Source organism: Caproicibacterium lactatifermentans (genome assembly GCF_013315815.1).
Classification (GTDB): Bacteria; Bacillota; Clostridia; order Oscillospirales; family Acutalibacteraceae; genus Caproicibacterium; species Caproicibacterium lactatifermentans.
In genome coordinates, this window is record NZ_CP046051.1 from 1,724,116 (window position 1) to 1,750,428 (window position 26,313).

The following is a 26,313-nucleotide window of genomic DNA, read 5'->3' on the forward strand; positions in this document are numbered from 1 at the left end:
GTCTTCAATCGAGGAACACATAATCGGCGCACCGCTGCAGATTATCTTGACTTTTTTTGCATTTATGTTACTCTTGATATTGGAGGCAGTTTTTATGAAAATTCATGAATCGGCAGAAGATTATCTGGAATCTATCCTAATGCTGAAAGAGAAGCAGGGCATGGTGCGGTCGATTGACGTTGTCAATAAAACCGGCTACTCCAAGCCTAGCATCAGTGTGGCTATGAAACACCTAAGGGAAAATGGATACATTACAATGGACCGGGAAGGGTTCATCAGCCTGACCGACGCAGGGCTGGCCATTGCGCAGCGTATTTATACCCGACATAAGGTGCTGACCAGACTTCTGGTTTACCTAGGTGTTGACGACGAGACCGCGGCCGCAGATGCCTGCCGGATAGAGCATGACCTAAGCGACACCACCTTTCAAAAAATTCAGGAGCATACCGAAAAATACCTGAAAGACGAAAAAAGTAAACAATAATCCAATGGCTTCTGCAGAAAAACCTGCAGAAGCCTTTTTTCGGTTAACTTTGTTTGTAACACACGGCTGTGAATGCTATAATGCAGACAATACCGCCTGTCTTTATCTGCGGCAGCATCATTACTATAAATTGGAGGGAATTTCTATGTGGGCATACGACTCTGTTTTTTACCAAATCTATCCGCTGGGTTTCTGCGGCGCTCCTCTGAAAAACGACGGCATTACAAAGCCTCGTATCCGGAAAGTTCTCAACTGGATTCCTCATATCCAAAAGCTCGGGTGCAATGCGGTTTATTTTGGCCCGGTCTTTGACAGTGATGCACACGGCTACGATACACGCGACTACCGCAAGATTGACTGCCGGCTCGGCACAAATGAGGACTTTGCTGCAGTCTGCACGGCACTGCACAAGGCCGGCATCCGCGTGGTTCTTGATGGTGTCTTCAATCATGTGGGCCGTGGTTTCTGGGCCTTTCAGGATGTCCTGCAAAATCGGGAATGCTCCGCTTATAGGGACTGGTTCTATATTCAGTTTGGCGGAAACAACGGCTATAATGATGGACTATGGTACGAGGGCTGGGAAGGCCACTATGAATTGGTAAAGCTGAACCTGCAGAATCCGGCGGTCGTGCAGTATCTGCTTTCGTGTGCGCGGGAATGGATAGACGCGTTCGACATTGATGGCCTGCGTCTGGATGTAGCCTATCTGCTGGACCGTGACTTTTTAAAGCAGCTGCACAGCTTTACTTTCGGCTGTAAACCGGACTTTTTCCTGTTGGGAGAAGTTTTGGGCGGCAACTACCGCCAGACAATGAACGAGCAAATGTGCCACAGCGTGACAAATTATGAATGCTACAAGGGTCTGTACTCCAGTTTCAACAGTCTCAATCTGTTTGAAATTGTTCACTCTCTGTTACGGCAGTTTGGTCCGGAAGACTGGGCACTTTACCGCGGCACCCACCCGCTTTCCTTTGTTGATAACCACGATGTAACACGGATTGCATCTATTCTAACCAATCCAAAACATTTGCCGCTTATTTATGCTGTCCTGTTCGGTATGCCGGGTATTCCGTGCATTTATTATGGCAGTGAGTGGGGTGCCAAGGGACGCAAAGAGGACGGTGACCCCGCCCTGCGTGTCTGCTTTGACTCCCCGCAGGAAAACGAGCTGACCAATTGGATTGCCGCCTGCGCCCACGCACATCGTGAAAGTGACGCTCTCCGCTATGGCAGCTTCCGCAGTTTGGTGCTGCAGAACCAATACTGCATTTTTGAACGCAAAACAGAAACGGACCGCGTACTGGTCGCCGTCAATGCCGGCGACACGCCTGTACATGTTGACTTTGATGCTGGTGCAGGCCGTGCGCGTGATTTGATTACCGGAAGCGTGCATGACTTTGGGGGCGGCACAGACCTTCCGCCCTACTTTGCTGCACTGTGGCAGATTTTCTAATATAAAAGAGGGACAGCTGGTACGGACAGCTGTCCCTCTTTTATATTTGCCGGGCCAAGTGAAAATCAGCGACTGTGCATACATGCGATTGACATATCCTGCAGGGGCTATCTGCAAAATACTGCACGCAATGTAAAAAGAAAGGAAGAAAAAGACGGGTAATCTTTTATATTTTTGACTGCACAATCCATTTGAAACCAGTAGATGACCTTATCATATTTCCCGGCGTCAACACCGTACAGCCCCTAATTTGTCTATAGGAGTTCTATACAGCTTTTTGTAAACAAACAACTGAGATGGAATAACAAATACTAGTGTAATGGATAATGATACCGCTTTCAAGGGTAAATCGATAAGTGATGAAAAAGCAGCAATTAACGATAAGGTTTTTCCATAAATTTGCACTTTTAGTATGCATCTTTTGTACACCTTTTGCCAACGGATAAGAGATATGATATGTACCAAACTGCGTTATCAGGACTTTTTTCTTTTTCCACATAGATACACACAATTTCCCGCACAAACAGCGGCCACTGGCAGCCGTCTAATCTGCAGCCAAGACGTTTCAGTGTTTCCTATGGACAAATGATGAAAAATGATAAATCGGCATACGCACGAATTCCTCTTCTTAAAGGTTAGTCCGGTAAAGTAACTTTTCTATTATTTAAGCACGTTCATACGTGTTCATCCAGCTGAATTTTCATCTGCACGCCAAAATTGCGAACCGACCAACAAAATGATATAATTATCAAGATTGTGTGATTGACAGCCTTTTCCAACATCGTCACCATACATTAAGTAAATATCTATTATTTTGGCTAAATGGAGGGATTACTTTGGATATTCAGGACAAGTACCGGCAGTGGGCAGAAAAAGCCGCTGAGGACCCGGACATTCCGGCAGAACTGGCCGCCGTGAAAACAAAGCCCGACGAAATAGAGGACCGCTTTTACCGTGACCTCGCCTTTGGCACCGGCGGTTTGCGCGGCGTGATTGGCGCTGGCACCAACCGAATGAACATCTATACTGTGCGCCGTGCCACTCGCGGCATTGCCAAATGGCTGCAGACACAGGAAAAACCAAGTGCCGCCATTTCCTATGACAGCCGTATTAAGTCCCGCCGCTTTGCCGAAGAGGCCGCACGCACCTTTGCCGCCTGCGGTGTGAAAGTTTACCTGTACCCGCAGCTAATGCCGACGCCGGCGCTGTCCTTCGCGGTACGCCGGCTGTACTGTTCCGCTGGTATCATGATTACCGCGAGCCACAATCCCGCCAAATACAACGGCTATAAAGTATACGGCCCGGACGGCTGCCAGATTACCACCCGTGCGGCCGAAGAAATCACCGCCTGCATTCAGTCCATCGGTTACTTTGATGCACTGCCGAACGGCAGCAGCACAACTGTACAGGAAGTCCCTCAGAGTGTTTTTGAGGACTTTTATCAGGCAGTGCTGGCACAGCGGCTGGAAAGCCGTGTACCGGCGCCGCTGAAACTCATCTACTCTCCGCTGAACGGCACTGGTCTGGTTCCGGTTACCACTGTATTGAAGCGTGCCGGCTATCAGGACATTACCGTCGTACCCGCACAGGAAAAACCGGACGGCAACTTCCCCACCTGTCCGTACCCGAATCCGGAAATTCCCGAGGCAATGGCGGAGGGCATCAAACTGTGCTGCACACAAAAAGCTGACCTGCTACTGGCAACGGACCCCGACTGCGACCGAATGGGCATTGCGGTGCGTCATGGAGATACCTGCCAGCTTTTATCCGGCAATGAAGTGGGTGTCCTCCTGCTGGATTATGTGTGCCGCCGCCGTTTGGCACTCAACCAAATGCCAAAAAATCCGGTTGCTGTCAAAACCATCGTCACCACGGAAATGGCCACGAAAGTTGCGGAGCATTACGGCGTAGAGCTGCGTGATGTTCTGACCGGATTCAAATATATCGGCGAACAGATTGGTTTTCTTGAAAAAGCCGGTGAAGCGGACCGCTACATCTTTGGCTTTGAGGAAAGCTACGGCTATCTTTCCGGTACCCACGTGCGGGACAAAGATGCGGTAAATGCCTGCCTGCTGCTGTGCGATATGGCCGCGGACTACAAGGCAAAAGGAATGTCCCTGCTGGATGCCATGAACGCACTGTATCAAACCTACGGCTGCTATAAGAACAGTTTGGACTCCTTCGCGTTTGAGGGAGAAACCGGCTTCCATATCATGCAGGACTTTATGACTTATCTGCGGAAAAATCCGCCAAAAGAACTGTGCGGCCATGCGGTCGCACTGGTTAAAGATTACCTGCAGGCGCCTGGAAAACCGGCGCAGTTCCCGAACCTGCCCAGCAGCGATGTACTGCAGTATGTGCTGGACGATGGCACCTGCCTGACAGTGCGCCCCTCCGGCACGGAACCCAAGCTGAAACTGTACTGTGCCGCTGTGGCACCGACCATGCAGGCCGCAGACGCTTCCTGTAAATCCTACCGCAAAGCCATGTCCCAGATAATTGAAAACTTTGGAAAAGAGAAGGCATAAGAAGTGTCTATTATAAAACTGAACCCTGCCTGTAAATCTTACCTGTGGGGCGGCCAAAAGCTGAAAGCTGACTACCATAAGCATTTTGATGGAGACATTTTGGCTGAAACGTGGGAACTTTCCTGCCATCCGGACGGCCCCAGCACCGTTGCAGATGGGCCGTATGCGGGAAAAACGCTGCCGGAATATTTGCAGGCTGTGCCTGCCGCTGCCGGTATCAACTGTGCCCGCTTCCGTGACTTTCCAGTTCTGATTAAGCTGATTGATGCCAAGCGGGACCTGTCGATTCAGGTTCACCCCGACAACGCCTACGCGCTGAAAAACGAGGGACAGTTTGGCAAAACTGAGATGTGGTATGTTGTGGACTGCGATCCCGGCGCATTTTTGTACTACGGTTTCCAGAAGGAAATCACCAAAGAGGAATTCCGCACCCGTATCCAAAACGGTACACTGACCGAAGTATTGAACGCCGCGTCGGTAAAGCCAGGCAGCGTGTTCTTCATTGAGTCCGGCACCATTCACGCCATTGGCAAGGGCATTGTCATTGCTGAAATCCAGCAGAATTCCAACATAACTTACCGCGTGTTCGACTACAACCGTCTGGGCACCGACGGCAAGCCGCGTCAGCTGCACGTTCAAAAGGCACTGGATGTCACCCGGCTGACGCCACCACGTACAGACTATGACTTTGGCGGTCATCTCGGCTGCTGTGACTCCTTTGTAACGGACCTGCTGAAACTAAACGGTTCCACCCTAACAGCCCGCACGGACGGCAGTACGTTCCACTCCCTGCTGGTAACAAAAGGAGAAGGCAGTGTGACCTGCGGAAACGAAACTGTCACCTTCCAGCAGGGTGACAGCCTGTTCCTGCCCGCAGACAGCGGCGTGTACAGCGTAACCGGCCACTGTGAAATCATCCGCACCACCGTACCTCCGGCCACAGAATAACAAACAGGGAGGCTGCAAAATGTCCAATCACTCTACATCACCGGCTGCCAGCCGCCGGCTGGGTATCGATATCGGCGGCACCAGTATTAAAGCTGGCACCGTAAATCAGGAAAATGAAATCATCGGCCGCGCCGCCGTGCCAACCGATGCCGGCCGTCCCTGGCAGACTGTTGCGCAGGACATTGTCAAAGCAGCACAGCTGGCCCTGCAGGACGCGGGGCACACCGAAAAAGAATGTCTTTCCTTGGGTGTCGGCTGTCCGGGAACGATAGATGCCCAAAGCGGTACAGTCGTCTACTCCAACAATCTGCACTGGAAAGATGTTCCCCTCGCGCAAGCCTTGCAGAAAGCTTTTTCCCTTCCAGTACACATCAGCAACGATGCCAACTGTGCCACGCTGGGGGAAGTGCGTGCCGGCGCGGCAAAGAACTGTAAAAATGTTGTTCTCTTAACCCTTGGCACCGGTGTCGGCAGCGGCATTGTTTTGGACGGCAGGCTGTTTGAAGGCAGCGGCCCCGGCGGTGCCGAATTCGGCCACACCCTGCTGGTCATGGACGGAGAGCGCTGCACCTGCGGACGGCGCGGCTGCCTGGAAAGCTACGCTTCTGCGACCGCACTGATTCGGCAGGCGAAAAAAGCGGCGGAAACCCAGCCGAATTCCCTGCTGGCAAAGCTGTGCGAAGGTGACCTTTCCCGCATGGACGGGCGCATTCCGTTCACTGCCGCCCGCAGCGGGGATGCTGCTGGACAGCGTGTGGTAAAACAGTATATTGCCTATTTGGCTGCGGGCATTACAAATGCCGTCAACATTTTCCGGCCGGAAATGGTTCTGCTGTCGGGCGGCATCAGCAAAGAAGGCGCCTATCTGACGGACCCGCTGGAAAAGCTGGTTCGGCAGAACGCCTTTGGCGGGGCAGCGTCTTTCCTGCCGCAGATTCGCACCGCCGCACTTGGAAATGACGCCGGCATCATCGGCGCGGCAAATCTTTAAGAGAAGGAATGGAACGTATGAAAACAGATGCTGACTTTTGGAATGCGGTGAACACGCTGCTGGCAGAATCAGAAATTGTAGTTGACCGGCCAAAAGGCAGTGTTCACCCGCATTGGCCCGACTTTGTTTATCCCGCCGACTATGGCTATTTAAAGGGCACTGCTTCCATGGATGGCAGCGGCATCGATGTCTGGATCGGCAGCGAACTGCACCGCCAGGCAGACGCTATCTTGTGTACCATTGACCTTCTGAAGCGCGACTCGGAAATAAAAATTTTGATTGGCTGCACAGAAGCAGAAAAATCACTGATTGTCAACGCACAAAATCAGTCTTCCAACATGAAAGCCATTCTTGTGCGCCGAACGGTATAAAACCAATAACAAACAGCGGCCCTACTCTCCGGTTTGGAAAGCAGGGCCGCTGTTTGTTAAGGTTTGCACCGTTTTCGGTAATCATCAGCGGCGTATGATAACGTTTATACAAAAATTTGGGTGTCCAGTATAGAACCCGCGGTGTGACGGGCCAGTCACTGGAGGTGTGCGGATTATTTTTTACACGGCGGAGCGGTGCAGTTCGGCTTCCAGCCGGTCGGTCAGCATCTGCAGGGCCACCTGATTTTCTCCGCCGTCTGGAATAATAATGTCTGCCTTTTTCTTGCTGGGCTCTACAAACTGCTCATGCATAGGCTTGACTGTATTTATATACTGACTGATAACGGAATCAAGGCTGCGGCCGCGCTCTTTCACGTCACGCTCCAATCGGCGAATCAGCCGAATGTCCGCGTCGGTGTCCACATACACTTTCATGTCCATCAGGTCCAGCAGTGCCTGGTTTTCAAACAGCAAAATGCCCTCCAGGATAATCAGCGGCTTTGGCTCCACGTGCACGGTTTGCGGCAGCCGGGTATGCGTAACAAACGAGTAAACCGGCCGGTCAATAGGACAGTACGCACGCAACTTCTGCACATCACGAATCATCAGGTCCGTTTCAAATGCATTTGGGTGGTCATAGTTCAGTTTTTTGCGCTCTTCCAACGGCATCTCATCGTGCGGAAGATAATAATAGTCATACGAGAGAATCAGTGCCTCTTCCGGGAATGCCTCCAACAGATGATTGGCCAATGTTGTCTTTCCAGAGCCTGTCCCTCCCGCTACGCCGAGCACATACGGGGTTTGTTTCATGTTTTTCCTCCTACCTATTTCTGCAATATAAAAAAGTATAGCATATTTTAAAGACAAACAAAAGCCGGCACAGGGAACTTCCCCGCACCGGTGGTAGCAAAAAGCAGCCGTGCTTTTTGCTGTTTTTATAAAAAATTTATTTGGCAGCAGCTTTTGTGGATTTATCTGCCTTGGCAACAGCGTCCTGAAGCGTGTGCCAGCCCAGCACCGCGCACTTTACGCGTGCTGGCATATGAGAAATATCCTTAAAGGCCTGTGCATCTTCCAGCTGGTCCAGCTGGTCTTCATCTTTCACGGTTCCTTTAATCATACCGAGGAATACTTCGGATAAATGCTGTGCCTCTTCCAGCGTTTTCCCTTTGATAAGGTCAATCATAATGGACGCGGAAGCCTGTGAAATAGCACAGCCGTCACCCAAAAACGCTGCATCCTCAATGACGCCGTCCTTCACCCGCAGCTGCAGGGTTATGTCGTCCCCGCAGGAAGGGTTCACACCCTCTACAACCTGGGTAGGGCCCTGCACCTGATACTTATGCTCGGTGGAGCGGCTGTTCTCTGTTATAATCTGTGTATAAATTTGTTCAAGACCCATAGCCTAACCATTTCCTCACTTTTTGTAAACTTGCTGCCAGTGCGTCCACATCCTCACGGGTGTTGTATACGGCGAAGCTTGCCCGGCAGCAGGAATTCAGCCCCAAATGATGCAGCAGCGGCTGTGCGCAGTGATGTCCCGCGCGCACACAAACCGCGTCCGCGTCCAGAATTGTCGCAACATCATGTGGATGGACATCCTCCACATTAAAGGAGATAGCTCCGCAGTGCTGCCCCTGTGCTGTGCCGTACAATGTAACGTGCGGCAGCTGGGACAGTACCTGCCATGCATACTGATACACGTCGTTTTCCCTACGTGCAATGGTGTCATAGCCAACACCCTGCATCCAGTGAATGGCCGCCGCCAAACCGACCGCGCCGCCGGCATTTTGGGTACCGGCTTCAAACTTCTGCGGCAGTTCGGCCCATGTGGCGTCCTGTTCCCGCACAGACTCAATCATGTCGCCGCCGGTTAAGAACGGCGGCATATCGTCCAGCAGTTCTTTCCGTCCCCACAGTACGCCGATTCCAAGCGGGGCATACAGCTTATGACCGGAAAAAGCCAGAAAATCAACACCCAGCTTTGTGACGTCCAGCTGCAGATGCGGCGCACTCTGTGCAGCGTCCAGTACACAGACAGCATTCACTGCGTGTGCCCGGTCAACCACTTTCTGTACCGGTGAAACCAGCCCCAGCACGTTGGAAACGTGTGTAATGGCCACTAATTTTACACCTTTGGTGATTTTTTTTTCGATTTCTTCATCTGAAATAACGCCCCGCTGGTCAGTATACAGGAAAGTCAGCTCAGCACCGGTCGCGCGGCAGACCTGCTGCCACGGAATTAAGTTGCTGTGGTGTTCCAGGATGGAGACAACTACGCGGTCCCCTGCTTTCAGGTTATGCAGACCCCAGCTGTATGCGACCAGGTTCAGCGCTTCTGTCGCGTTGCGGGTGAAAATGACTTCTTCCCGCTTGGCATGCAGAAATTCCGCTACGGTGTCACGAGCGGATTCGTATGCCGCAGTGGCCCGTTCCCCCAGTGCATAAACGCCGCGGTGGGGATTGGCGTTGTCTTCCTTGTAAAAGCGACTGACCGCATCCAGCACGGCCTGCGGACGCTGGGAAGTTGCGCCGCTATCCAAATAGACCATCCGTTTGCCGTCCTGCTGTTTCTGCAGAAGTGGGAACTGTGCAATGATTTCGTCAGTCAAGTTGCATTCTCCTTCCCAAGTATTCCCTTACCGCTTCCTGTAGAGCCGCGTCCGGCACCTTGCTGATAACTGGCGCAAACTGTGCTTCTATAATCAGCTGTTTGGCTTGTGCCTCTGTCAGGCCGCGGGATTTGAGGTAAAAAAGCCGTGCCGCATTGATGCGGCCAATGGTTGCGGCGTGCTGGCCATCCACATCTTCCTCACTGCACAGAATCAGCGGCACTGTGCGGTTGCGTGCCTGTGGGCTGAAGAGCAGTGTTTCTTCGGCCTCGTGGCCGACAGAACCGGAAGCACCGTGGATAAAGTCAATGGTGCCGCGGTAAATTTTGTCACTCTGCCCCAGCAGAGCACCTGCCGCATGCATTTCACTGGTCGTTTTGCGGCCGGTGTGACGGGCAATGTAGTTGAAATCAAGCTTGCGCTTTTCATCGCCGAAATAGACGGTGTTCGCATTAAAGTTGCTGCGGTAGCCCTGCAGCAGTGCCAGGCAGCCGGAGAAAGCGCGCGCACCGCCCAGCTCAGCCTGTATCACTTCTACATGGGCGTTGTCCCCCAGCCGTATACCTACATCATTAAAGTGGCGGCTGGTGTCGCTTAAAAGCTGCACCTGCACCAGGCGCACTTCGGCACCCTCATCGGCCAAAATCTTCGTCAGGCCACCGTGAAAACAGGCTGTGTTATCGCCCGCTGTATAGGACTCCAGCACGGTTACTCGGCTGCCCTTGCGGGCATGAATCAAGTTAACATCAACCACCGGCTTTTCAGCAGACAGTACATACTGAAAAGTCTCGGCATCTTTTTCTTCTGCATTTTCCGGTACATCCACGGTGTGATAATCCGTGCAGTACTGCGCGGCAAAGTCTGCTGCTTCTTTTCCCATACCGGTTTCTATTTCTGCAAACGCCGGCGGCATTTCAGCCGGAGCGGCTTTTTCCGGACGCTGTGCCAGAAAGGCAGAGCGGTTGACCTTCAGCCAGTTCCATGTCAGCGCCGGAAGTGTATTGATATGATTAAGCTGCTGTTCCATTGTGTTCCTCCAAAGTTCCGCTGTACCGCAGTTCAGCCAGAAAATTCACGTGCGTTTTCAGCCGATGCTGCCATCCATTTCCAGCTTGATAAGGTTGTTCATTTCCACCGCGTACTCCACCGGCAGTTCCTTTGCAATTGGTTCCGCAAAGCCGCTGACAATCATGGAGCGTGCGTCTTCCTCGCTGATGCCGCGGCTCATCAGGTAAAACACCGCGTCGTCGCTGATGCGGCCGATTTTTGCCTCATGCCCCACATCGGAGTCATCATTTTGTATATCCATAGCCGGAATGGTATCGGAGCGGGAACGGCTGTCCAGCATAAGGGACTCGCAGGAAACGGAGGATTTACTGCTCACTGCGTTTTTCTGAATGGTAACGGCGCTGCGGTAAGTGCACTCGCCACCGTCCTTGGAAATGGACTTGGTCGTAATATGAGAACTGGTGTGCGGTGCGGCATGAACGACCTTTGCGCCGGTATCCAGCTGCTGGCCCTTGCCGGCAAAGGTGATGCCCGTAAACTCCATGCGAGAATTTTCACCCTTTAAGACGGTCATGGGGTACAGGTAGGAAGTGTGGGAGCCAAAGGAACCGGAAACCCACTCCATGGTGCCGCCCTTTTCGACCAGCGCACGCTTGGTGTTGAGGTTGTACATATTTTTAGACCAGTTTTCAATCGTGGAGTAACGCAGGCGTGCGCCCTCGGCGACATACAGTTCCACACAGCCGGCGTGCAGGTTTGCCACGTTGTACTTCGGTGCGGAGCAGCCTTCGATAAAGTGCAGATAAGCGCCCTTATCCACAATAATCAGTGTATGCTCAAACTGGCCCGCGCCTGGTGCGTTCAGCCGGAAGTAGGACTGCAGCGGAATTTCAACTGAAACCTTCGGCGGTACATAAACAAAGGAACCGCCGGACCAAACGGCACCGTGCAGGGCTGCAAACTTGTGGTCGGTTGGCGGAACAAGCTTCATAAAGTGCTCCCGCACCATATCCGCATACTCGCCCTTCAGGGCACTTTCCATATCGGTGTAAACAACGCCCTGCGCGGCAACTTCTTTGCGGACATTGTGGTAAACCACTTCGGAATCGTACTGTGCACCGACACCAGCCAGCGACTTGCGTTCTGCTTCCGGAATACCCAGACGCTCAAACGTATTTTTAATGTCTTTCGGCACTTCGCTCCATTTGCCGCGCATAGGGGTATCGGGGCGCACATAAGTGACAATGTTTTTCATGTCCAATCCGTCAATAGGCGGTCCCCAGTCCGGCACGGACATCTGATTATAAATTCCCAGTGATTTTAGGCGGAAGTCCCGCATCCAGTCGGGGTCGCCCTTTTCACGGCTGATTTGTTCCACAATCTCGGGTGTCAGGCCGGCATCCGCCTCATAGGACGGATGGACTGCATCTTTAAAATCGTACAGGCTGCGGTCTACCTCCTGCACCTGTGTCTTTTTGACCGGACTGCTCATTCGGCGACACCTTCTTCCATATGGCGAAAGCCCTCATTCTCAATCTCGTCCACCAGTTCCGAACCACCGGTGCGGACAATGCGTCCGTCAACCAGCACATGGGCATAGTCAACGGTCAGGTTCTCCAAAATCTTGGCATTATGCGTAATGATAAGCAACGCGTTGTCTTTATTCTTATAGCGGCGGATACCCTCCGAAACAATGCGGACGGCGTCCACATCCAGGCCGGAATCCGTTTCGTCCAAAATGGCCAGCTTCGGCTGCAGCATCAGCATCTGCAAAATTTCAGCTTTCTTCTTTTCGCCGCCGGAAAAGCCCACATTTAGGTCGCGGCGTGCATAGGAAGCGTCCATGTTCAGCGCCTCCATGGTCTTTTTCAGTTCTTTCTGAAAAGCAAATACTTTCAGCGGTTTTCCGGTAACGGCCGACTTGCTGACACGCAAAAAATCTTCCAGAGTAACGCCGGGAACTTCTTCCGGACTCTGAAAAGAAAGGAAAATACCGCGGCGGGCACGCGCATCGGTCGGCTCATGTGTAATGTCCGCCCCATTAAAGGTAATCGAACCGGAATCCACATGATATTCCGGGTTGCCAAGAATCACATTGCCCAAAGTCGACTTGCCGGCACCGTTTGGCCCCATAATAACGTGTGTTTCGCCGGGAGCAACAGAAAGATTGAGCCCGTTCAATATATTTTTTCCATCCACACTTGCGTGCAGGTCGTATACTTCCAGTAATTTCTGTGCCATGTTCCTGAACACCCCTCATGTTTTGCAAAAATGCAAGATAATCATCATATCTAATAACTTAATATGTACTAAATTAGTGTATAATATATTGTACCCGTTTTCCTTAAAAAATCAAGACTTTTTCTCCTATTTGTCAAAATCTTTTGTTGCAGAACAGGAGGAACGGTTTCGGCTGCCGTTCCGGCATTTTTTCTCTTCGCCGCGCTACTCCCCTAAACCCCTCCAAAGGCTTTTGCAGAAAAGCAAGAAATGGACTGTACGAAAGACAATGTTTGTGCTAAAATGTGGTGATTAGCATATTTATAGTGGAGTCTGGAGGTACGTTATGTCATGCTGGCAAATTTAAAAATGTGGTTACATAAGGAACCACCGGGACGTATCATTGTCGTCAGTTTTGCAATTATTATCCTGACCGGTTCTTTGCTACTGTGCCTGCCGGCCTGCACCCGCCCGGGAAAAAGCACTTCTTACCTGGACGCCCTGTTTACCGCTGGTTCGGCAACCTGTGTAACTGGCCTGACGCTGTTTGATACTTACCGTCACTGGACCACCCTCGGGCAGGTCTTTATCTTGATGCTGATTCAAGTCGGCGGTTTAGGGCTGGTGACATTCACCACCGGTTTTACCCTGCTGATGCGTAAAAAGCTTGGCCTGCGCAACATGGAGCTGGCGGTAGAGAACACCAACGGCGACAGCGGAGACATCGGCAGCCTGGTCCGTATGATTTTGAAGTTCACCTTCTCCTGTGAAGGCATTGGCGCCCTTATCCTAATGATTCGTTTTCTGCCGCAGATGGGCGCACACGGTATTTGGGTTTCTGTATTTCTTGCGGTTTCCGCCTACTGCAACGCAGGCTTCGATATTTTGGGCAGTGTTATGGAAAATGGCAATCTGATTCCCTATGCGGCAGACCCGCTTGTCTGTCTGACAATCGACATGCTGATTATAGTCGGTGGTCTTGGCTTTGTGGTGATTGCGGATATTTGCCACTCTAAACTGCAGCCCACCCTGCACGGTCAGCACCGTCACAGCCTTGGCTTTCATTCCCGCATTGTCCTATCTATGGCAATCCTCCTTATTATACTGGGGACTATTGTCTTTATGGTACTGGAGTATAAAAACACGCTCGCCAGCCTGCCGAACTTTGGCGCCAAACTGAACGCAGCACTTTTGCAGTCTGTTTCACCGCGTACCGCCGGCTTTGCGTCTGTTGACCTATCGAAAGAATACGACTTTACTAAAATCTTCACCGTGCTGCTTATGTTTATCGGTGCGGCGCCGGGCTCTACCGGCGGCGGCATTAAGACAACCACCATGCTGGTGCTGCTGTGCTGTGTGCACTCGGTTCTCCGCGGGCAGCCGGAGGCCATTTTCCACCATCGCCGTATCGACAAATTCACCGTTTACCGTGCATTAGCCATCTGCGGTGTCGGCATGCTGGTCGTCCTTATTGTAACCGGCATTATTACTTCTACTACACCAAATGTCAACGGTGTAGATGCCCTGTATGAAGCCACCAGTGCGTTTGGCACCGTTGGCCTGACAGCCGGCGTAACGCCGCGGCTCTCGCCGATTTCCCGCATTGCCATTATATTGACCATGTATATCGGCCGCGTAGGACCGGTATCACTGGGCCTGGCTGTATCCATTAAACACGGACATATTCACACAGACAGTGTCCTTCCGGAAGGAAAAATCATCGTCGGCTAAACCGATAGTCATCCGATTCAAAAGGCTGCCCCTGCTTGATTGCTGAGGCAGCTTTTTGCGTTTTCCGGTTCAAAAGGAAACAGGATAAAAGATTGATTTACTGCTGTGGGCATAGTATAATAAAATTATTCTTTGAACTTTTTAAATAACGACCAAAAATGTTCTGACGCCGAAATAATTTTGAGGTGAAAGACGAGTCAAAGCAGGGACGGAACTGCTCTGCTTTTTAACCGGTATGGTCTGGCTGCGTCTTTTTACAAGGCGCAGTCTTTTTTTCTTGGATAATAACAAGGAGGACTTATGGAAACCAGAGTTGCTGTTATCGCCGTTATAATTGAAAACGAGGAAAGCATCAGCCGTTTTAACAGCCTGCTGCACGGGTGCAGTCCATACATCATTGGGCGAATGGGCCTGCCTTACCACGAAAAGCATGTGAATATCATCAGCGTAGTGATTGACGCACCGCAGGATATCATCAGCGCTCTTTCCGGAAAAATCGGAAGGCTGCCGGGCGTAAGTGCCAAAACGCTTTACTCCAATGTGATCACAAAATCGGAACCAAGTCATAAAGAGGGGACTGCGGCAAAATGATAAAACTGGCAGTGTATGGAAAGGGCGGCATTGGGAAATCCACAACGGTTTCCAACCTATCAGCCGCTATGGCAGAAAAAGGGCTGTGCGTCATGCAGATTGGCTGTGACCCCAAAGCGGATTCCACCGCCAGCCTGCACGGCGGCACGAAAATCCCCACTGTTTTAAGCCTGATTCGGAAGTACGGCAATGACTTTCCGCTGCATGCAATGGTCTGTGAAGGCTACGACGGCGTTATCTGTGTGGAAGCGGGCGGCCCCCTGCCCGGGCAGGGCTGTGCCGGCCGCGGCATTATCGCTGCACTGGAAAAGCTGAATCAAAAAGGTGCCTACGAAACCTACAAACCGGACGTCGTCCTGTATGACGTGCTGGGTGACGTGGTCTGCGGCGGCTTTACCATGCCTATGCGCAGCGGCTATGCGGATAAAGTACTGATCCTCACTTCCGGTGAAAATATGTCCCTGCACGCAGCGGCAAACATTGGCATGGCCGTGGAGCACTTTCACGGCAGAAACTACGCCGAGCTGGGTGGGCTGATTTTAAACCGTCGAAACGTCAGGGACGAGGACCAAAAAGTCCGAGAGCTTGCCGAAGACCTGCACACTGGCCTTTTGGGAAGCCTCGACTGGAGCGAAACCGTGCAGGCGGCAGAACCGCTGAACAAAACCGTGCTGGAAGCTTTTCCAAACAGCGAAATGGCACAGCAGTACCGTGTACTGACAGAAACCATTCTGCACACCTGCGGGGGAACATTATGCTGAAACCTTTGTCCCCCGCCCCCGCCGACTGTACCGAAATGCAGATTGGCAGTGCGCAGTTTCCCACCCCGTTTGCATCCGGTCTGGAATACAATCCGCCGGCACGCGGCCCATGGAATATTGTACACACCGGTATGCTGCTGCCGCAGGCCCATCAAATCTTTGTATGTGCGCAGGGCTGCCTGCGCGGCGTTATTCTGACCGCGGCGGAAATGAACGCCATGGACCGCATGTCATGGGTATCCTTGTGTGAAGAGGACATTATCGGCGGCAATATGGAGCAGCTGATGATTGACGGCGTTGCGAACATTCTGCAAAAGCTGCACCCGCTTCCGCCGGCGGTTCTCTTATTTATCAGCTGCATTCAGCAGTTTGTAGGGTGTGATTTTCCGCTGGTTCTCCGCACACTGCGCAGCCGCTTTCCCGATGTGGATTTTGCTGACTGCTACATGAATCCAACCATGCGCAAAAGCGGGCTGACACCCGATCAGCTGATGCGCCGCCAGCTGTACAGCCTGCTGCGGCCCGCTGCACGGGACCTCAAAAACGTCAACCTTATCGGCAATGACCGGCCAACGGACGCGTCCAGTGAACTGCTGCAGATTCTTCGGCAGTCCGGATTCCGGGTACGGGATATCACCCAATGTAAAACCTATGACGAATATCAGCAAATGGCAGAGAGCGCATGGAATATTACCTACCTGCCCACCGCTGCGGCGGCAGGTGATGCCCTGCAGCAGCGCCTTGGACAAAAGCACCTTTACCTGCCGCTGTGCTACCGGCGGGAAGACCTGCTGCAAAACTACAAAGTCCTTGCCGACACACTTGGCCTTTCTCTGCCCGATTTCTCCAATATCATGCAAAAGACCGAAGACGCACTGGATAAAGTCCGCCGTGAAATCGGCAATATGCCGGTAACCATTGATTACACAGCCGTTCCACGCCCGTTAAGCCTTGTCCGTATGCTTTTGGAACATGGCTTTTGTGTATCGGCGGTTTATGCGGACAGTTTCTCCGACGAAGAAGGAACCGATTTTCACTGGCTGCAGCAGCACGCTCCTACCCTGCGCATTTGTGCGACCATACACCCCTCGCTGCGGTTTTACCAGCCGAGAACAAATGCCGAGATTCTGGCCATTGGACAGAAAGCCGCCTATTTCAGCGGGACCGCACATTTTGTAAATATCGTTTCCGGCGGCGGAATGTATGGCTTTGATGGCATTGCCCGTCTGGCGGAACAAATGCTGGACGCTTACCACCACAAAAAAGATACGCGTACCGTAATACAGAAAAAAGGATTGGGGTGTGCATGCTGTCTATGAAACACACTGCGGGAATGATTCCTATTTATGCGGCTGATAACGCCGGTATCTGCTCTGCCCTGTACGAACTGGGCGGCATGACCGTCATTCACGACGCCTCCGGCTGCAACTCTACCTACACAACACATGACGAACCCCGGTGGTACGATATGCCGAGCATGATTTATATTTCCGGGCTGACCGAAATGGACGCTATCTTAGGCGACGACGAAAAACTGATAACCGATATTGCGGAAACCTCCGCAAAGTTGCACCCCGCGTTCATCGCCTTGTGCAGTTCACCGATTCCTGCGATGACCGGCACCGACTTTCCCGCCATTGCTTCTCTTCTGCAAAAGCGGACCGGTATTCCCTGTTTCAGCTTTCGAGCGGACGGCATGCACTCTTATCTGGTCGGCGCTTCCGACGCGTTTCGTGTTTTGGCGGAAACCGTCTGCCTGGCAGACGTGGAAAAGTCCGCGGACCTGTCCGTAAATCTCCTTGGTGCAACACCGCTTGACTTTTCCGTAAATGGCAGTGTGCCCTCCATGAAACAATGGCTGCGCCAAAACGGCTTCCGGCTGGTGTCCTGCTTTGCCATGGGCAGTACATTAGAAGAAATCGCGCAGGCCGGCAGTGCCAGCGTCAATCTGGTGGTGTCTTTCAGTGGGCTTGCTGCCGCCAAAGTTCTGCGCCGGCGTTTCGGAACACCCTATGTCGTCGGCGTTCCGTTTGGCGAAGCGTATGCCGCGGCGCTTGCGGCGGAACTGAAAGCCGCTGCGCAAAGCGGCCGCTGCTGTACTGCCTGCACACACCGCAGCGGCCATGCGGCGGGACTGGCAGTCGTGGGAGAAAGCGTTTCGGCAGGTTCTTTGGCCTGTGCCATAGAGCTGGAAACCGGCAGACCGGCGCACGTTCTGTGTACACTGGAAACCGATCCGGAGCTGCTGAAACAGGGTGACCAAACCGCACCGGAGGAGGATGACCTGATTCGTCTGTTTCCGCAGGCCGCGGGCATCATTGCTGACCCGCTGTTTTCCCCCATCTGTCCAACCGATGTTTCATTTTATCCGCTGCCGCACACAGCCTTTTCCGGCAGGTGCTTCCAGCGGCGTACACCAAACCTGATAAACCATAAGCTAAAGAGGATATTATGATAAAACTGGCAGTATACGGCAAAGGCGGTATCGGCAAATCCACGATGACCAGCAACCTCGCCTCCGCCTTTGCCTCCCTTGGGAAACGGGTGATTCAAATAGGCTGTGACCCAAAGGCGGACTCTACAATTAACCTATTAGGCGGCAAACCCGTACAGCCCGTTATGGACTACCTGCGGGAATACGACCGCGAACCAACACAAATTGAAGAAATCGCCAAAGAGGGCTTTAATCACATACTCTGTATTGAAACCGGCGGTCCTACGCCGGGGCTTGGCTGTGCCGGCCGCGGTATTATTACTACGTTTCAGCTGCTGAAGGATTTAAAGCTGTTTGAAACATATCGGCCGGACGTTGTCCTGTACGATGTACTCGGCGACGTAGTGTGCGGCGGTTTTGCGGCCCCGATTCGTGAGGGGTACGCGGAGGAAGTGCTGATTGTAACCTCCGGCGAAAAAATGGCACTGTACGCAGCTGAGAATATACGCAAAGCGGTACAAAATTTTGCCGACCGCAGCTATGCCAAAGTCCGCGGCATTCTGCTGAATCGCAGAAATGTAGAAAACGAGGAAGAAAAGGTCCATGCCTTCGCCCAGAATGCCGGTCTGCCCATACTGGCCGATATTCCGCGCAGCAAAGAGATTCTGCACTTTGAGGATATGGGAAAGACCGTCGTGGAAGGCGGGCCAAAACTACCGGTCAGCCAAAAATTCTTTGCGCTGGCACAGCGGCTGTTGGAGGATGAAACAAATGGCTGAAGCATTTTACCGTACCGCGGCACAGCTGGTGTCCGGCGGCTACGGCGCTCTTCCGCAGGAATTTCAATCCGTAAAGCATTTGATTTACAGCTCCCCCGCCACGCTGGCGTTTAACTCACCGGGTGCGCAGGGGTTCGGTGTCAAGCGCGCGGGGCTGGCTATTCCCGGTTCGGTTATGCTGCTGGTTTCGCCCGGCTGCTGCGGACGGAACACCATCGCACTTGGTCCAGCGGGAAGCGGCGGTGACCGCATGTTTTACCTGCTGCTGGACGAAGCCGATATTGTTACCGGTCGGCATCTTTCTAAAATACCGGCGGCCGTGCAGGAAGTATGTGCGTCCTGCCGCACAAAGCCGTCCGCGGTCATGCTGTGCATCACCTGTGTAGACGCTCTGCTCGGCACTGATATGGAGCGTGTCTGCCGCAGGGCGGAGGAAGCCGCACATGTACCGGTCGTGCCGTGTTACATGTACGCACTGACCCGGGATGGCCGGCACCCGCCCATGACTGCTGTGCGCAAATCCGTGTATTCCCTATTAAAACCTCTGCCCAAAAAAGCGGACGCCATGAACATTTTGGGCTTTTTCGCACCGCTTCGTGATGACTGTGAACTGTACCGCCTGTTCCGGAAAGCCGGTGTTCATCATATCCGTGAAATTTCCCGCTGTCCGAGTTTTGATGCGTATCTGTCTATGGCACAGGCTAACTTTAACCTTGTGCTGAATTCGGAAGCGCGGCCAGCCGCCCAATGGATGGAGCAGTCCCTGCAGATTCCCTCCATTGAGTTAACCCGTATGTACCAGCTGGACAAAATTGAAACACAGTATCATCTGCTAGCACAGGCCCTGGAAATTCCGTGGGAAGACGGGCCGGACAAGGACGCCTCACAGGCGGAAATCCACCGCTTCCGGCAAAACTACGGCCCTGCGGTATTCACCGTTGGGGAGATTGCAAACGCGGACCCGTTTGAGCTTTCGCTGGCACTTCTGCGGTATGGATTTTCGGTATCAGAAATTTACGGAACCATCAACAAAGTGAATTTTCGTTTCATTCAAAAAATTGCAGAACGCAGTCCCAATACCAAAGTGTACTCCAATCTTTCACCAACCATGCTGTTTTATCGACCCACACCGGCTGAAGCGGATATTGCCATCGGCAAAGATGCCGCCTACTACCACCCGGAGTGTCCGCACGTCCTATGGTGCAGTGAGGTGCAGCCCTTTGGATATGCCGGGGTACGCGGCCTGTTCCAGGCGCTTTCCCATGCTGTGGAAGGGAGGACCAAATGAAAGGACTATTAAAAGTGCTGTCACCGTTTGCGCCGGACCAGTCTGGTGCCGTGGCGGCGCTCTATGAGCTTGGCGGCCTTATCGTCATCTGTGACGCGGGCGGCTGCACGGGAAACATCTGCGGATTCGATGAACCGCGCTGGTTCCAGAAAAAAAGCGCTGTTTTCAGCGCCGGTCTGCGGGATATGGACGCTATCCTTGGCCGGGACGACAAACTGATTGCCAAACTAAGCGCCGTCGCCGCGGACATGCAGGCCCATTTCGCCGCTGTCATCGGCACTCCTGTTCCTGCTGTTATCGGTACGGATTTTCGGGCACTGAAACGCATGGGAGAAAGACAGACCGGCCTGCCGGTTTTGACAGTCGAAACAACCGGCACGGGGCTGTATGACACCGGTGAGGAAGCAGCCCTGCTGCAGCTGTTCCAAACCTTTGCCGTCAGCGCCTTCCCCGTGGAAAAGGGCATGCTCGGTGTTCTGGGCGCTACGCCGCTGGACCTCAGCAGTCTGTCTGCCGCGGAGCAGCTGATGGATGCCTGCCGGCAAAAAGACTGGCAGAAGGTACACTGCTACGGAATGGGCAGCGGTTTTGACGCGGTATGCCATGCTTCCGCCGTGGAGCGAAACTTGGTTGTTTCCCCTGCCGGACGAAAAGCCGCCCAATACCTTCAAAAAACATTTGGTACACCTTACACAGTATGCTGTCCGCTGCCATGCACACACCCGGAAAACCTTTCCTCCCTGCACGGCAAGCGTGTGCTGATTATCCACCAGCAGGTACTGGCAAACACTTTGCGGGACAATATCCGGAAGGCGACAGACGCGGATGTAACGGCTGCCTCCTGGTTCATGATGGACGATTCTCTGCGGGAAAAGCAGGACCTCTTTTTCACCGATGAACAGCAGTTCCAGGAAACCGTGATGCAGGGCGGCTATGACGTCATTTTCGGCGACCGTGTTCTGCGGCGCGCATTGCCCGCGTACACAGGGAGCTGGATAGACCTGCCGCATTTTGCCGTATCGGGAAGGCTGATAACATGAAACAAAAAGCAGAGATTCTTTCCCAGCGGATTCGTGTATTCGGTGTGGTACAAGGCGTTGGGTTCCGCCCCTTTGTCAGCCGTACCGCGCGGCGGGTGGGCATTACCGGCAGCGTCACCAACAAAGGTTCTTTCGTGGAAATACAGGCCCATGGCACCAAAGAAGCATTGCAGGCGTTTCTGCGCTGTCTGCGGCAGGACGCACCGGAACGGTCCGACATTTTGAAAATAGAAGTGACCGCTTCCTCCGCACTGCCGGAAAGCAGCTTTGAGATTATCAGCAGTGCTAAAGAATCCAGCGACATTTTTGTACCGCCGGATATTGCCGTGTGCAAAACGTGCAGCAAGGAACTGTTTGACAAACACAACCGCCGCTATTTACACCCGTTTATTAACTGCACCGCCTGCGGTCCCCGGCTGACCATTCTGGACATCATGCCGTACGACCGGGAACGCACCAGCATGGGAAAATTCCCGATGTGTAAAAAATGTGAGCAAGAATACACCCACCCGCAAACCAGACGATATGATGCCCAGCCGGTATGCTGCAATGACTGCGGTCCGCAGGTGTACCTAATGGGCAGGCCTGAACGCGGCGCAGACGCCATTATACAGACTCGCCGTGCCATTATGGACGGAAAAATTGCGGCGGTAAAGGGAATCGGCGGTTTTCACCTGTGCTGTGACGCTAAAAATGAAACGGCTGTCCGCCGTCTGCGGCAGCTGAAGCACCGCCCCGCAAAGCCGTTTGCCGTTATGTTCCGTGACCTTTCCGCGGCAAAGGAGAACTGCTGTATTTCGCCAAAGCAGGCTGACATTTTGGACGGCTGTCAAAAACCGATTCTCCTGCTGGACCGAAAACCGGAAAGCACGCTTACCAAGCAGACGGCACCGGGCAATCCCCGGATAGGCTCCATGCTCCCCTATGCACCGCTGCAGCTGCTGCTGTTTACTTATCCGGACGGCGTTGCCATGACGGACAGCCTGATTATGACCAGCGGAAATGTTTCGGGAGCGCCCATCTGCAAATGTGACGCGGACGCCGCCGCCGAACTGTCCGGCTTTTGTGATGTCATACTGTCCCATAACCGCGATATTCTCACGCGGGCGGACGATTCCGTTATGGATTTTCTGGAGGACAAGCCCTACATGATACGGCGTTCCCGCGGATACGCTCCCCTGCCGTTTCTGCTCTCTGCTCCGCTTCATGGGCAGGTGCTCGGCATTGGCGGCGAACTGAAAAACACGTTCTGCATTGGGAAAAACAGCCTCTTTTATCCCTCAGCATATGTCGGTGATATGGCGGACATCCGCACGGTGGAAGCCCTAAAAGAGTCTATTTCCCGTATGGAAACACTGCTGGAGGCTTCCCCGCAGGTGGTCGCGTGCGACCTGCACCCCAAGTACAATACCGTTCGTATGGCAGAAGAAATGGGTTTGCCGGTCATGCGGGTACAGCACCATTTTGCCCATATTGTTTCCTGCCTGGCGGAAAATGACTGCTCGGATGAAGTCATCGGCGTTTCCTTTGACGGCACCGGTTACGGGACAGACGGAACCATCTGGGGCGGCGAGTTTCTGCGCGCCTCTTACGGTGGATTTACACGGCTGGGATGTATCCAGCCTTTTCTGCAGGTTGGCGGCGATGCTTCCGCGCGGGAAGGCTGGCGCATTGCCGTTTCCATGCTGCACCATCTTTTCCCGGAAGATACCCCCCGCCGCATACAGGCACTCGGCCTTTGCAGTGCACAGCAGGCGCAGGTCGTTATGCGCATGGCTGACCAAAACCTCAACAGCGTGCCGTCCACCAGTACGGGCCGTCTGTTTGACGCGGTTAGCGCCATTTTGGGTATTCGCACATCTTCCACTTTTGAGGGAGAAGCCTCCTGCGCACTGGAATTTTCCGCGGAAGCGTACCAAAAACAGCATCTGCGGCTGTCTGCTGACAGCTTTTCTTATTCTGAACCGCTGCTGCGCAGCACGCAAAAAGGATTTGTGTTGTGTACCGACCGGCTGGTAGGCTGGCTGACACAACAGCGGCTTGCCGGGGAAGATACTGGAAAACTTGCGTATGCTTTTCATATTCTGCTGGCAGATATGGTCTGCCAAGGGTGCCGAAAAATCCGGCAGGATACGGAACTTTCCATATGTGCCCTAAGCGGTGGTGTGTTCCAAAACCGCCTATTGACCGGTCTTTGTGCCACCCGCCTGCGCGATGCTGGGTTTCGGGTTTTGCTGCACAGTATGGTTCCGCCAAATGACGGCGGCCTTGCGTTGGGCCAGGCGACTGCCGCCATGTATCTGTTAAATAAAGAACGAAATGATAAATAGGAGGATATTTTCTATGTGTGTTGGTTTATCTGCAAGAGTCATAGACGTAAATGACGGAACTGCACTGATTGACGCTTCCGGCGCCAAACGCAGAATCTCCGCGGAACTGATTGATGACCTGGAGCCGGGTGACTATGTCATGGTGCATGCCGGCATTGCCATTGCAAAAATCACAGACAGCGACCAGGACGAAACAAACAAAATCATGGAGAAGCTGTAATGGAAAACTCTGTTTCAGAAGCAAAGGACATCATCACCTCCTACCATGGACCGAATCTGCGCATTATGGAGGTGTGCGGCACCCATACCCATGAAATTTTTCGGCTGGGTATCCGCAAGCTGCTGCCGGAAAGCATTCGTCTGATTTCCGGCCCGGGCTGTCCGGTATGCGTTACACCGGTCGGCTATATTGATGAAGCAATTCTGCTAGCGCTCAAGCATCACGCCGTCATTTGCACATTCGGCGACCTTATCCGCGTGCCAGGCAGTGAGATGAGCCTTGCTGGTGCCCGGCAGCAGGGCGCGGAAATTAAAATGGTCTATTCCCCGCTCGACTCGGAAGAATATTCCAAGGAACACCCGGAAAAGAACGTGGTTTTCCTTGCGGTCGGTTTTGAAACCACTACACCGGCGGCGTGTCTAGCCGTGAAAAAGGCCCGGAAAGATGGCCTTCAAAATTATTCCCTGCTGGTAGCAAACAAAACCATGCCAAACGCCTACCTGGCCCTAAAGGACAGCGCTGACGCTTTCCTGTACCCCGGCCATGTCAATGCCATTGCGGGAACCGCTGTGTGTGAAGAACTGGTAAAGGAGGGCATTTCCGGCGTTGTCACGGGCTTTACAGCTGGGGAACTGCTGACAGCTCTGGCCGTAATCTTAAAGCTTTCCGCCGCTGGAAAGCCGTTTTTCCGTAACTGCTACCCGCGTGTTGTTCGGCCAGATGGAAACCCCGCTGCACAGGCCGTTATGCGGGAAGTAATGGAACCATGCGACACGGAATGGCGTGGGCTGGGCATTATCAGGGGTTCCGGCCTGCGGCTGCGGGAACCCTACCACAGCTTTGACGCACGGCTGCGCTATGCACTGCCGAAAATTACGGGACACAGCAGCCTGCTGTGCCGCTGCGGCGAAGTGTTACAGGGAAAGTGTCGCCCCAATGACTGCAAAGTGTTCGGCACGGGCTGCACACCGCAGCACCCCATTGGCGCTTGCATGGTTTCCAATGAAGGCGCCTGCTCGGCATACTATCAATACGGAGGAACAGAAAATGGATAATACAGTTACACTGGCACACGGTGCCGGCGGAAAGCAGACTTCTCAGCTGATAGACAGCGTTTTCAAAGCACATTTTGCAAATCCGGACTTTACCGCAGATGACGCCGCTGTTCTGCAGGTGGACAGCGGCCGCCTCGCCTTTACAACCGATGGCTTTATTGTTTCCCCCTACGAATTTCCGGGTGGAAACATTGGCAAGCTGAGCATCTGCGGCACAGTTAACGACTTGTCCTGCATGGGCGCAAAGCCGCTGTATCTTGCCTGCTCCTTTGTGATTGAGGAGGGATTCCCACTGGATAAGCTGGAGGAAATCGCCGCCGCTATGGAAAAGACCGCAAAGGAAGCGGGCGTCCGCATTGTAGCTGGTGACACAAAAGTTGCCGGAAAAGGACAGGTGGATCATATCTTTATCACCACCACAGGCATTGGTCGCCTGATGGACTGCGCGCATACTTCCGGAAAATATGCAAAGCCTGGCGATGCTGTTATTGTCACTGGTGACATTGGCCGCCATGGCTGTGCCATTCTGCTGGCACGCAACGAGTTTGGCATTGATGCGGACGTCACCAGCGACTGCGCACCGCTGTGGGGCACCGTAAAAAAGATGTTCGACACCACCGACCAAATCCATGTTGTCCGCGACGCAACCCGCGGCGGCGTAGGCACCGTGCTGTATGAAATTGCCGACCAAAGCCATGTTGGCATTCAGCTGGATGCCCAAAAGATTCCGGTCGCCGGGGAGGTTTCCGGTGTATGCGGTATGTTGGGGCTGGAGCCGCTCTACCTTGCCTGTGAGGGCCGCTTAGTGGTCTTTGTGCCGAAAGAGCAGGCACAGGCGGTGGTGGATACCCTGCATCAGTGCCCGTATTCCAAAAATGCTGCTGTTATCGGCGAAGTAACCGCCGATATGCCCGGCAAAGTGGTAATGAAAACAGAAATTGGTTTGCAGACACTGCTGCCTCAGCCAGGCGGCGAGCTGCTGCCCCGCATCTGCTGAACAGAACATCCTTACATAAAGAACAGCACTCGACATATTCCGGCGAACCTTCCGCCGAAAAATCGGGTGCTGTTTTTCGTGAAATGCTTTTTATAAAAAGGTCAGTCAGTCGCAGTTTTCACGGCTGCAGACAGCATTGCTGCTGTTGACAAAAACAACCTTTGGTGTAAAGTTCTCCGCTTCCTGCTCACTCATCTGGCAGTAGCACATAATAATGACCTTGTCACCGCGGTTCATTAGTTTAGCGCCCGCACCGTTAATGCAGATGATGCCGCTTCCTTGCTTTCCGGCAATGACATAAGTCACCAGCCGGTTTCCGTTGTCGATATCGGCAATCTGTACCTGCTCATATTCTCGGATACCGGCAGCGTCCATCAGGCTTTTGTCAATGGTAATACTGCCGACATAGTTGATATCCGCCTGCGTGACGGTCGCGCGGTGAATTTTTGCTTTCAGCATATGCAGCTCCATG

Annotated in this window: 25 protein-coding genes; 18 read left to right on the forward strand and 7 right to left on the reverse strand. The window is 53.1% G+C overall.

The genetic code is table 11. The annotated features are described in order from the left end of the window. The first annotated feature begins 94 nt into the window (after positions 1-94). The 6 genes from GJQ69_RS08450 (at position 95) to GJQ69_RS08475 (ending at position 6,775) form a co-directional block, all read left to right on the forward strand. Complete coding sequence (locus tag GJQ69_RS08450; RefSeq protein WP_086035173.1) at positions 95-484, forward strand: metal-dependent transcriptional regulator; 390 nt, start codon at positions 95-97, stop codon at positions 482-484. Positions 485-629: 145 nt separating this feature from the next. Then, complete coding sequence (locus GJQ69_RS08455; RefSeq protein WP_086036797.1) at positions 630-1,937, forward strand: alpha-amylase family glycosyl hydrolase; 1,308 nt, start codon at positions 630-632, stop codon at positions 1,935-1,937. A gap of 836 nt (positions 1,938-2,773) precedes the next feature. Next, positions 2,774-4,465 carry a phospho-sugar mutase gene (locus GJQ69_RS08460; protein ID WP_174193498.1) on the forward strand — a complete coding sequence of 564 codons (1,692 nt, stop codon included), beginning with the start codon at positions 2,774-2,776 and terminating at the stop codon, positions 4,463-4,465. Between the two features lie 3 nt (positions 4,466-4,468). After that, entirely contained in the window at positions 4,469-5,413 is a 945-nt protein-coding gene (locus GJQ69_RS08465) for a type I phosphomannose isomerase catalytic subunit (RefSeq protein WP_086035171.1), read from the forward strand. Positions 5,414-5,432: 19 nt separating this feature from the next. Further along, positions 5,433-6,404: an ROK family protein gene (locus GJQ69_RS08470; protein ID WP_086035170.1), complete on the forward strand. Its 972-nt coding sequence runs from the start codon at positions 5,433-5,435 to the stop codon at positions 6,402-6,404. 17 nt (positions 6,405-6,421) lie between these two features. Then, the gene (locus tag GJQ69_RS08475) at positions 6,422-6,775 is read left to right on the forward strand and encodes an inorganic diphosphatase (protein WP_086035169.1); all 354 of its coding nucleotides are present in this window, start codon (positions 6,422-6,424) and stop codon (positions 6,773-6,775) included. A gap of 180 nt (positions 6,776-6,955) precedes the next feature. Here the strand turns inward: GJQ69_RS08475 and udk are convergent, their stop codons facing one another. The 6 genes from udk to sufC form a co-directional block, all read right to left on the reverse strand. Beyond that, entirely contained in the window at positions 6,956-7,585 is a 630-nt protein-coding gene (gene udk / locus GJQ69_RS08480; RefSeq protein WP_086035168.1) for a uridine kinase, read from the reverse strand. 136 nt (positions 7,586-7,721) lie between these two features. Beyond that, positions 7,722-8,177, reverse strand: coding sequence for a Fe-S cluster assembly sulfur transfer protein SufU (gene sufU / locus GJQ69_RS08485; protein ID WP_086035167.1), 456 nt, complete (start codon positions 8,175-8,177; stop codon positions 7,722-7,724). Next, complete coding sequence (locus GJQ69_RS08490; protein ID WP_086035166.1) at positions 8,167-9,387, reverse strand: aminotransferase class V-fold PLP-dependent enzyme; 1,221 nt, start codon at positions 9,385-9,387, stop codon at positions 8,167-8,169. Before GJQ69_RS08490 ends, sufU begins: the two co-directional genes overlap by 11 nt. After that, positions 9,380-10,414, reverse strand: a complete 1,035-nt coding sequence (locus GJQ69_RS08495) for a SufB/SufD family protein (protein WP_086035165.1) — start codon at positions 10,412-10,414, stop codon at positions 9,380-9,382. Before GJQ69_RS08495 ends, GJQ69_RS08490 begins: the two co-directional genes overlap by 8 nt. 57 nt (positions 10,415-10,471) lie before the next feature. Beyond that, complete coding sequence (gene sufB / locus GJQ69_RS08500) at positions 10,472-11,887, reverse strand: Fe-S cluster assembly protein SufB (protein WP_086035164.1); 1,416 nt, start codon at positions 11,885-11,887, stop codon at positions 10,472-10,474. After that, positions 11,884-12,636 (reverse strand): Fe-S cluster assembly ATPase SufC, encoded by a 753-nt coding sequence (gene sufC, locus GJQ69_RS08505; protein ID WP_086035163.1) that lies wholly within the window; start codon positions 12,634-12,636, stop codon positions 11,884-11,886. The genes sufB and sufC overlap by 4 nt, the downstream gene beginning before the upstream one ends. A gap of 330 nt (positions 12,637-12,966) precedes the next feature. Between sufC and GJQ69_RS08510 the strand changes: the two genes are divergently transcribed. From GJQ69_RS08510 to hypE, 12 genes are all read left to right on the forward strand, one after another. Further along, entirely contained in the window at positions 12,967-14,346 is a 1,380-nt protein-coding gene (locus GJQ69_RS08510) for a TrkH family potassium uptake protein (protein WP_174193500.1), read from the forward strand. 300 nt (positions 14,347-14,646) lie between these two features. After that, the gene (locus GJQ69_RS08515) at positions 14,647-14,937 is read left to right on the forward strand and encodes a TM1266 family iron-only hydrogenase system putative regulator (RefSeq protein WP_174193502.1); all 291 of its coding nucleotides are present in this window, start codon (positions 14,647-14,649) and stop codon (positions 14,935-14,937) included. After that, on the forward strand, positions 14,934-15,698 hold the full coding sequence (locus GJQ69_RS08520; protein WP_086035160.1) for a nitrogenase iron protein NifH: 765 nt from the start codon (positions 14,934-14,936) through the stop codon (positions 15,696-15,698). Before GJQ69_RS08515 ends, GJQ69_RS08520 begins: the two co-directional genes overlap by 4 nt. Beyond that, positions 15,692-17,017 carry a nitrogenase component 1 gene (locus GJQ69_RS08525; protein WP_086035159.1) on the forward strand — a complete coding sequence of 442 codons (1,326 nt, stop codon included), beginning with the start codon at positions 15,692-15,694 and terminating at the stop codon, positions 17,015-17,017. The genes GJQ69_RS08520 and GJQ69_RS08525 overlap by 7 nt, the downstream gene beginning before the upstream one ends. Continuing rightward, complete coding sequence (locus GJQ69_RS08530; protein WP_236849682.1) at positions 17,005-18,153, forward strand: nitrogenase component 1; 1,149 nt, start codon at positions 17,005-17,007, stop codon at positions 18,151-18,153. Before GJQ69_RS08525 ends, GJQ69_RS08530 begins: the two co-directional genes overlap by 13 nt. Then, entirely contained in the window at positions 18,150-18,911 is a 762-nt protein-coding gene (locus GJQ69_RS08535; RefSeq protein ID WP_086035158.1) for a nucleotide-binding protein, read from the forward strand. The genes GJQ69_RS08530 and GJQ69_RS08535 overlap by 4 nt, the downstream gene beginning before the upstream one ends. Then, entirely contained in the window at positions 18,904-20,199 is a 1,296-nt protein-coding gene (locus tag GJQ69_RS08540) for a nitrogenase component 1 (RefSeq protein ID WP_236849683.1), read from the forward strand. Before GJQ69_RS08535 ends, GJQ69_RS08540 begins: the two co-directional genes overlap by 8 nt. Continuing rightward, the gene (locus GJQ69_RS08545; RefSeq protein ID WP_086035156.1) at positions 20,196-21,239 is read left to right on the forward strand and encodes a nitrogenase component 1; all 1,044 of its coding nucleotides are present in this window, start codon (positions 20,196-20,198) and stop codon (positions 21,237-21,239) included. Before GJQ69_RS08540 ends, GJQ69_RS08545 begins: the two co-directional genes overlap by 4 nt. Further along, entirely contained in the window at positions 21,236-23,569 is a 2,334-nt protein-coding gene (gene hypF, locus GJQ69_RS08550) for a carbamoyltransferase HypF (protein WP_174193504.1), read from the forward strand. Before GJQ69_RS08545 ends, hypF begins: the two co-directional genes overlap by 4 nt. Before the next feature lie 13 nt (positions 23,570-23,582). After that, positions 23,583-23,789 (forward strand): HypC/HybG/HupF family hydrogenase formation chaperone, encoded by a 207-nt coding sequence (locus GJQ69_RS08555; RefSeq protein WP_086035154.1) that lies wholly within the window; start codon positions 23,583-23,585, stop codon positions 23,787-23,789. Then, on the forward strand, positions 23,789-24,844 hold the full coding sequence (gene hypD, locus GJQ69_RS08560) for a hydrogenase formation protein HypD (RefSeq protein WP_086035153.1): 1,056 nt from the start codon (positions 23,789-23,791) through the stop codon (positions 24,842-24,844). Before GJQ69_RS08555 ends, hypD begins: the two co-directional genes overlap by 1 nt. After that, complete coding sequence (hypE, locus tag GJQ69_RS08565; RefSeq protein WP_086035152.1) at positions 24,837-25,841, forward strand: hydrogenase expression/formation protein HypE; 1,005 nt, start codon at positions 24,837-24,839, stop codon at positions 25,839-25,841. Before hypD ends, hypE begins: the two co-directional genes overlap by 8 nt. Before the next feature lie 105 nt (positions 25,842-25,946). Here the strand turns inward: hypE and panD are convergent, their stop codons facing one another. Beyond that, a complete protein-coding gene (gene panD / locus GJQ69_RS08570; protein WP_086035151.1) occupies positions 25,947-26,312 on the reverse strand; it encodes an aspartate 1-decarboxylase in 366 nt (121 codons plus the stop codon). Position 26,313: the final 1 nt, after the last annotated feature.

Coding starts and splice junctions, on each gene's coding strand:
- GJQ69_RS08470 (WP_086035170.1), top strand. CDS start 5,433: ATGTCCAATCACTCTACATCACCGGCTGCCAGCCGCCGGCTGGGTATC.
- panD (WP_086035151.1), bottom strand. CDS start 26,312: ATGGAGCTGCATATGCTGAAAGCAAAAATTCACCGCGCGACCGTCACG.
- GJQ69_RS08515 (WP_174193502.1), top strand. CDS start 14,647: ATGGAAACCAGAGTTGCTGTTATCGCCGTTATAATTGAAAACGAGGAA.
- udk (WP_086035168.1), bottom strand. CDS start 7,585: ATGAAACAAACCCCGTATGTGCTCGGCGTAGCGGGAGGGACAGGCTCT.
- hypF (WP_174193504.1), top strand. CDS start 21,236: ATGAAACAAAAAGCAGAGATTCTTTCCCAGCGGATTCGTGTATTCGGT.
- hypD (WP_086035153.1), top strand. CDS start 23,789: ATGGAAAACTCTGTTTCAGAAGCAAAGGACATCATCACCTCCTACCAT.
- GJQ69_RS08450 (WP_086035173.1), top strand. CDS start 95: ATGAAAATTCATGAATCGGCAGAAGATTATCTGGAATCTATCCTAATG.
- GJQ69_RS08510 (WP_174193500.1), top strand. CDS start 12,967: ATGCTGGCAAATTTAAAAATGTGGTTACATAAGGAACCACCGGGACGT.
- sufC (WP_086035163.1), bottom strand. CDS start 12,636: ATGGCACAGAAATTACTGGAAGTATACGACCTGCACGCAAGTGTGGAT.
- GJQ69_RS08520 (WP_086035160.1), top strand. CDS start 14,934: ATGATAAAACTGGCAGTGTATGGAAAGGGCGGCATTGGGAAATCCACA.
- GJQ69_RS08495 (WP_086035165.1), bottom strand. CDS start 10,414: ATGGAACAGCAGCTTAATCATATCAATACACTTCCGGCGCTGACATGG.
- GJQ69_RS08530 (WP_236849682.1), top strand. CDS start 17,005: ATGCTGTCTATGAAACACACTGCGGGAATGATTCCTATTTATGCGGCT.
- GJQ69_RS08540 (WP_236849683.1), top strand. CDS start 18,904: ATGGCTGAAGCATTTTACCGTACCGCGGCACAGCTGGTGTCCGGCGGC.
- sufB (WP_086035164.1), bottom strand. CDS start 11,887: ATGAGCAGTCCGGTCAAAAAGACACAGGTGCAGGAGGTAGACCGCAGC.
- GJQ69_RS08525 (WP_086035159.1), top strand. CDS start 15,692: ATGCTGAAACCTTTGTCCCCCGCCCCCGCCGACTGTACCGAAATGCAG.
- GJQ69_RS08545 (WP_086035156.1), top strand. CDS start 20,196: ATGAAAGGACTATTAAAAGTGCTGTCACCGTTTGCGCCGGACCAGTCT.
- hypE (WP_086035152.1), top strand. CDS start 24,837: ATGGATAATACAGTTACACTGGCACACGGTGCCGGCGGAAAGCAGACT.
- GJQ69_RS08475 (WP_086035169.1), top strand. CDS start 6,422: ATGAAAACAGATGCTGACTTTTGGAATGCGGTGAACACGCTGCTGGCA.
- sufU (WP_086035167.1), bottom strand. CDS start 8,177: ATGGGTCTTGAACAAATTTATACACAGATTATAACAGAGAACAGCCGC.
- GJQ69_RS08555 (WP_086035154.1), top strand. CDS start 23,583: ATGTGTGTTGGTTTATCTGCAAGAGTCATAGACGTAAATGACGGAACT.
- GJQ69_RS08455 (WP_086036797.1), top strand. CDS start 630: ATGTGGGCATACGACTCTGTTTTTTACCAAATCTATCCGCTGGGTTTC.
- GJQ69_RS08535 (WP_086035158.1), top strand. CDS start 18,150: ATGATAAAACTGGCAGTATACGGCAAAGGCGGTATCGGCAAATCCACG.